Genomic DNA, 3,262 nt, shown 5'->3' on the forward strand with positions numbered 1-3,262 from the left:
CAACTACCCCTTCATCCGCGCAACCCCCACCAAGATCCAAGCCTGGCAAGAAGCCAACGAACTAAAAGACCGAACCCTAATGACCAACAACACCTGGCTAATCTGACCAATCCGCCCACCCGCGAACCACGGAGCAAAGAGGCCAGCCGAAACCGGAAGCTGTGGGAAGGGCTAGTTGTAACCGGGAGCCCTGGAGCGCGGCCCAGGTGTCACGCGGAACCGTAGAGCGCACCCAGCCGCAGCCGTAGGTCGGCGCCCAGCCATCGCGGGCAACCGTGAAGTCCGCCCCAGCCGCGAACCGTCCAACCCGCCCGAGCCCAAGCCGCCACTGTGGAGCGACCCGCGCCATAACGAGGAACCGTCAAGCGCACCCAGCCCGAGCCGCGAACCCTCTGAGCCACCTCAGCCCGTGCCAGCAACTGTGCAGCGCGCCGCAACCCGAGCCGCCGACGCGAAGCGAGGCGAAGGGGGTGCGGGTGGCGAAGCCCCCGCCCGCGCCAAGCGAAGCGCAGGCGCACAAACGACGAAGGCGACCCGGTCCGCGCTTTCCGCGGACACGAGTCGCCTATCGACTTCGTGGGCGATACTGGGTTCGAACCAGTGACCTCTTCGGTGTGAACGAAGCGCGCTACCACTGCGCCAATCGCCCAGGCGTGGTGCGTGTTGCTGGTGTTGCCTGGTGGGGTCTTGCGGGTGAAACCTTAGCGCATGATTCGGCGACGTTCTAATCGGGGCGGGCTACTCTTGGGCAAGGACGGAGACCCCGTCACGTTGGAGACGTGATTGTGACTTTCTCGCACGACACCGAGCAGGCGCTCGGCACGCTGGTCCGGCTGGTCAACACGCTGCCCGGGCCGAACAGCCAGGTCGACACGATGGGGACCTTGGAGGAGCTGGAGAAGTTCGTCCAGGAGCGGGAGTTCAGTGCGGTCGGGATCTTGACGGACAAGGACCTGGCCGACGTCCGGGATCTGCGGCCGTTGTTCTCGCCGGTGTTCACAACGGATTCGGATGCGGCGGCGGCGGCGATGATCAACGCGATCATTGCGAGAGGTACGACGACGCCGCGGCTGACGAACCATGACGGGCACCCGTGGCACATCCACTATTCGCGGGACGGTTCGTCGCTGGCCTGCCGGATCACGGTGGAGTGCGGGATCGCGCTGGCGCAGGTGATCTCGGCGGGGGAGCGCGAGCGGCTCCGTCGCTGTGAGGCGCCGGATTGCGACGACGCCTTGATCGATCTGTCGCGCAATCGCTCGAAGCGCTACTGCGACGCCCGCACCTGCGGGAACCGCCTGCACGTAGCCGCCTACCGCGAGCGCCGCAAGGCATCGGGGGAGTAGAACGCGGTTGCCGACAAGGATCTCTAGGGGTTGAGGTCCTCGAGGGAACGGTCCGCGAAGATCTTCACGACCTGTGCGGTGATCGAGCCCGGCGCGGTCAGTTCGCGGTCGTCGACTCGATGGATGCCTTGTACGTCGCGCGTCGTCGATGTGAGGAAGATCTCGTCGGCCGTGAAGAGCTGCTCCAGCGGCACGTCGCGCTCGGTCGCACCGAACCACTCGATGACGAGCGCGCGGGTCACCCCGGCCAGCGCTCCCGACTCCAAGGTCGGCGTCACGAGCTCACCGTCGTACACGCAGAAGATGTTCGAGCCCGTGCCTTCGCAGAGGACGCCGGTGGTGTTCGCGAAGATCGCCTCGCTGCCGCCGCGCTCCTTGGCATACGCGAGGGCGCGGACATTCTCGGCGTACGACGTCGTCTTCAGACCGGCGACCGCGCTGCGCTCGTTGCGGGTCCACGGCACGGTGACGATCGCTGAGGTCGGCGACGGCGGCTCGATGGCCTGGGTCGCGATCACGATCGTCGGACCCGTCGTCCCGCGATCCGAGGACAGCGGCGAAACGCCGCCGGTGAACGTGATCCGCAGCCGCCCGAACGCGATCCCCGGATCCGCGGCGACCACCTCGGCGATGCCGGCCTCGACGCGCGCCACATCCGGTGCGGGCAGACCGAGTCCGGTCGCGGAACGGACCAGCCGTTCCAGATGCCGCCGTACCGCGAACGGCTGTCCGTCGACGATCTTGATCGTCTCGAACACCCCGTCACCCGTCGTCAGCCCGTGGTCCAGCGCCGGAACCGTCGCCAGTTCGCCGCCGAGCTCGCCGTTCACCCAGATCCGCATGTGCCGCTCCTTCCACGGAACACCTTAGTGCTAAGGCGAATCAGGTCCCGTTGGTGACCAGCAGGTGACGGTACGTCGTCCTGCGGGGGACCCCGATTTTTGAACTCGGGGCCGGATGGGCTAATGTTCTTCTCGCGCCGGGGAACACCAAACCGGTCGTAGTGCGGACGTAGCTCAGTTGGTAGAGCGTAACCTTGCCAAGGTTAAGGTCGCCGGTTCGAGCCCGGTCGTCCGCTCGGAGATGGTCTAGTAGGCCGAGCTTTGCTTGGTGGAGTGGCCGAGAGGCGAGGCAACGGCCTGCAAAGCCGTGTACACGGGTTCGAATCCCGTCTCCACCTCGAAGAACTTCATGTTCTTATCTGGACGATTGGCGCAGCGGTAGCGCGCTTCCCTGACACGGAAGAGGTCACTGGTTCGATCCCAGTATCGTCCACGAAGTCGATAGGCGAGGTGTGCGGCGCTGTTGCCAGCGCTCGCCGCCTCGCCTTCGTCGTTTGTGCGGCTGCGCTGCGCTTGCCGCGGGCGGGGGCTTCGCCACCCGCACCCCCTTCGCCTCGCTTCGCATCGGCGGCTTCGGGTGCGGCGCGCTCCCCGGTTCCCGGCATGGGCTGAGGTGGCTCATACAGTTCCGGCTCCAGTTGCGGCAGGCTCCCAAGTTCCCGGCGGCGGCTCGGGCACGCTCCCCGGTTCCCGACCGTGGCTGACTCGCTGTCCGCCTGCACCTTCGCTGCGCTCGGCCGGCCAGCCTGAGCTCGTCGTCCGTCGGTCGTCGTCCGCTCCACCGCCGGGGTTAGGCCGGTGTCCGAGCTGTGGCCATGCTTCGCTCGGGGGGTGGGGTGAGCCCAGCGCCGCGTGCGGCCTTCAGTTGGTCCGGCCCGGCCGCATCCCCACGGTCGAATCGGCGGCTTTGCGGAAGATCGCTGCCACGGAGCGGCAGTACGACTCCGTGAAACCGGTCGCTGACGTCCTTCCAGCCGGGTGGTCTCGGGTGTGGTGATCGGCTGGGGCGGACCGCCATCACCCAATAAGTCGGTGGCGGGCTGGGGTGCACGTTCGGATGCTGGTGTGTGGGTG

At 67.0% G+C, this 3,262-nt stretch carries 2 protein-coding genes and 4 tRNA genes; 4 read left to right on the top strand and 2 right to left on the bottom strand.

Going from position 1 to position 3,262, the window contains the following annotated elements; translation table 11 throughout:
* Positions 1 to 577: 577 nt before the first annotated feature.
* Positions 578 to 649 (bottom strand) — tRNA-Val (locus E1261_RS44010).
* A 130-nt stretch (positions 650 to 779) separates the two neighbouring features.
* Between E1261_RS44010 and E1261_RS44015 the strand changes: the two genes are divergently transcribed.
* Positions 780 to 1,346 (top strand): CGNR zinc finger domain-containing protein, encoded by a 567-nt coding sequence (locus E1261_RS44015; RefSeq protein ID WP_238176835.1) that lies wholly within the window; start codon positions 780 to 782, stop codon positions 1,344 to 1,346.
* Positions 1,347 to 1,369: 23 nt separating this feature from the next.
* Here the strand turns inward: E1261_RS44015 and E1261_RS44020 are convergent, their stop codons facing one another.
* Positions 1,370 to 2,188, bottom strand: coding sequence for an aminotransferase class IV (locus E1261_RS44020; RefSeq protein ID WP_132416213.1), 819 nt, complete (start codon positions 2,186 to 2,188; stop codon positions 1,370 to 1,372).
* A gap of 163 nt (positions 2,189 to 2,351) precedes the next feature.
* Here E1261_RS44020 and E1261_RS44025 point away from each other — a divergent pair.
* The 3 genes from E1261_RS44025 (at position 2,352) to E1261_RS44035 (ending at position 2,621) form a co-directional block, all read left to right on the top strand.
* Positions 2,352 to 2,424, top strand: a tRNA-Gly gene (locus E1261_RS44025).
* Between the two features lie 31 nt (positions 2,425 to 2,455).
* Positions 2,456 to 2,526 (top strand) — tRNA-Cys (locus E1261_RS44030).
* 23 nt (positions 2,527 to 2,549) lie between these two features.
* Positions 2,550 to 2,621: transfer RNA gene (locus tag E1261_RS44035), tRNA-Val, on the top strand.
* Positions 2,622 to 3,262 lie beyond the last annotated feature (641 nt).

Origin of the sequence: Kribbella albertanoniae (assembly GCF_004348455.1) — a bacterium.
Taxonomy (GTDB): Bacteria; Actinomycetota; Actinomycetes; order Propionibacteriales; family Kribbellaceae; genus Kribbella; species Kribbella albertanoniae.

Coding starts and splice junctions, on each gene's coding strand:
- E1261_RS44020 (WP_132416213.1), bottom strand. CDS start 2,188: ATGCGGATCTGGGTGAACGGCGAGCTCGGCGGCGAACTGGCGACGGTT.